The sequence below is a fragment of the Buttiauxella noackiae ATCC 51607 genome, from assembly GCF_001654865.1.
Lineage (GTDB): Bacteria > Pseudomonadota > Gammaproteobacteria > Enterobacterales > Enterobacteriaceae > Buttiauxella > Buttiauxella noackiae.
Map to the genome: position 1 here is coordinate 1 of NZ_LXEO01000061.1, position 3,104 is coordinate 3,104.

The 3,104-nt window shown below is 53.5% G+C and carries 2 protein-coding genes; both read right to left on the bottom strand.

Going from position 1 to position 3,104, the window contains the following annotated elements:
• Positions 1 to 38 precede the first annotated feature (38 nt).
• Positions 39 to 1,331 (bottom strand): phosphoribosylamine--glycine ligase, encoded by a 1,293-nt coding sequence (gene purD, locus M979_RS18855; RefSeq protein ID WP_064556028.1) that lies wholly within the window; start codon positions 1,329 to 1,331, stop codon positions 39 to 41.
• A gap of 17 nt (positions 1,332 to 1,348) precedes the next feature.
• The gene (gene purH, locus M979_RS18860) at positions 1,349 to 2,938 is read right to left on the bottom strand and encodes a bifunctional phosphoribosylaminoimidazolecarboxamide formyltransferase/IMP cyclohydrolase (protein ID WP_064556029.1); all 1,590 of its coding nucleotides are present in this window, start codon (positions 2,936 to 2,938) and stop codon (positions 1,349 to 1,351) included.
• Between the last annotated feature and the right edge of the window lie 166 nt (positions 2,939 to 3,104).

The window sequence follows — 3,104 nt, forward strand, 5'->3', positions numbered from 1 at the left end:
ACGCGGGCGGTCTTGAATATCACATCGAGTTTTGAATCTTACTTTGCGTTTTCACGCTCAATAGCACGATAGCCAATATCTGAACGGCTAAAACTGCCATCCCAATGGATATCCTTCATAAGCTCATATGCGCGCTGCTGCGCTTGTGCAACGGTATCGCCTAATGCGGTCACGCACAGAACGCGTCCGCCATTCGTCACGACCATATCGTCTTCACGTAGTTTAGTTCCGGCATGGAACACCTTGCCGTCTGCAACTTCTTCAAGTGGCAGACCATGAATCACATCACCGTTACGGTAATCAGCAGGGTAGCCGCCAGCGGCCATCACGACACCCAGCGATGGGCGCTCGTCCCATTTGGATGTTGTCACATCCAGCTTGCCATCACAGGCGGCCAGACACAGCTCAACCAAGTCTGATTGCAGGCGCAGCATAATCGGCTGGGTTTCAGGGTCGCCAAAGCGGCAGTTAAACTCGATAACCTTCGGGTTACCTTGTTTGTCGATCATCAGGCCAGCATACAGGAAACCGGTATAGGTATTACCTTCCGCCGCCATGCCGCGCACGGTTGGCCAGATAACCAGGTCCATTGCACGCTGGTGGACTTCATCGGTTACGACGGGTGCCGGAGAATAAGCGCCCATGCCGCCGGTGTTCGGGCCGGTATCGCCATTACCCACGCGCTTGTGATCCTGGCTGGTTGCCATGGGTAGCACGTTCTCGCCGTCGACCATCACGATAAAACTGGCTTCTTCACCGTCGAGAAACTCTTCCACCACGATACGATGCCCAGCGTCACCAAACGCGTTACCAGCTAGCATATCGTTTACCGCGGCTTCTGCTTCTTCGAGCGTCATCGCGACAATCACGCCTTTACCGGCAGCCAGTCCGTCGGCTTTAATCACAATCGGTGCACCTTTTTCACGGACGTAGGCCAGCGCTGGCTCCACTTCAGTGAAGTTCTGGTATTCAGCCGTTGGGATTTTATGGCGAGCCAGGAAATCCTTAGTGAACGCTTTGGAACCTTCTAACTGCGCAGCGCCCTGAGTTGGGCCAAAGATTTTCAGGCCAGCCGCGCGGAATGCATCAACCACGCCAATCACCAGTGGCGCTTCCGGGCCAACAATCGTCAGATCGATTTTTTCGTTTTGCGCAAAGCTGAGCAGAGCAGGGATGTCCGTTGGGCTAATCGCCACGTTCTGCAAAGCGGGTTCCAGAGCCGTGCCGGCATTGCCAGGTGCAACAAATACCGTGCGCACTAAGGGTGACTGCGACGCTTTCCAGGCCAGCGCGTGTTCGCGCCCGCCATTACCTATCACTAATACTTTCATTTATAGACGCTCCAGGATTAATGGCGGAAGTGGCGCATATCGGTAAAGATCATGGCGATCCCATGTTCGTCAGCGGCGGCAATCACTTCGTCATCGCGGATCGAACCGCCAGGCTGGATAACACAGCTCACGCCAACTGCCGCTGCGGCATCAATACCGTCACGGAACGGGAAGAAGGCATCGGATGCCATTGCGGAGCCTTTTACTTCCAGGCCTTCATCGGCAGCTTTGATACCGGCAATTTTAGCGGAGTAAACGCGGCTCATTTGGCCTGCGCCTATACCGATGGTCATATTCTCGCGGGCATACACAATCGCGTTGGACTTAACAAACTTTGCTACCTTCCAGCAGAACAACGCATCACGCAGTTCTTGCTCTGTCGGCTGGCGCTTGCTAACAACACGCAGGTCTGTGGCTGTAACCATACCCAGATCGCGATCTTGTACTAACACACCGCCGTTAACGCGTTTGAAATCCAGGCCCGGAACACGTTGTTGCCACTGGCCGCAAGTCAGAACGCGAACGTTTTGCTTAGCAGATGTGATCTTCAGCGCTTCTTCGCTGGCTGACGGGGCAATAATCACTTCAACGAACTGGCGGGAGATAATCGCCTGCGCGGTTTCGGCATCCAGTTCACGGTTGAACGCGATGATGCCCCCGAATGCAGACGTTGGGTCAGTTTTATAGGCGCGGTCGTAGGCATCTAATAAGGAATCGCTAACAGCCACACCGCAAGGGTTGGCATGCTTCACGATAACGCAGGCAGGCTCGTTGAACTCTTTCACACATTCCAGTGCCGCATCGGTATCGGCAATGTTGTTATAAGAGAGCGCTTTGCCCTGAACCTGAGTTGCGGTGGCAACGGAGGCTTCTTTAATTTCTTCTTCTATATAGAAGGCGGCTTGCTGGTGGCTGTTTTCACCGTAACGCATATCCTGCTTCTTAATGAAGTTCAGGTTTAGCGTGCGAGGGAAGCGACCAGAAGGATCTTTGCTTTCGCCATGGTATGCAGGAACCATGCTACCGAAGTAGTTGGCGATCATGCTGTCGTAAGCGGCGGTGTGTTCGAAAGCCTTAATAGCCAAATCGAAACGGGTTTCTAACGTCAGAGATCCTTCATTAGCATCCAGCTCGCTAATAATCGCTTCGTAGTCACTGCTCTTTACTACGATTGCCACATCTTTATGGTTCTTCGCAGCGGAGCGCACCATGGTTGGGCCACCAATATCGATATTCTCTACCGCATCTTCCAGAGAGCAGCCTTCGCGGGCAACAGTCTGTGCGAACGGGTAGAGGTTGACGACAACCATATCGATTGGGGAGATAGCGTGTTGTTCCATGATCGCATCATCCTGGCCGCGACGACCCAGAATACCGCCATGGACTTTTGGATGCAGGGTTTTGACGCGTCCATCCATCATCTCCGGGAAACCGGTGTAGTCAGAGACTTCGGTTACCGGCAGGCCAGCTTTAGCCAGCAGATGAGCGGTTCCGCCAGTGGACAGCAGCTCCACGCCACGTTGGGAGAGCGCCTGGGCGAATTCGACGATACCGGCTTTGTCAGAAACACTGAGCAGAGCGCGGCGTACAGGACGACGTTGTTGCATGGTTTGATCCCTTAGCTTTGGTTCGCATATAGAAGAGCGTTAGCTGAATTTTAGTTATTTTCCCTAAAACTCAGCTAACGCCCCAAAACGGGGCATCCAATTATTGCGGGTGCATTGTAGCGAAAACGTTTGCGTCACGCTCGCAAAATTTAGGACCTCATCACGG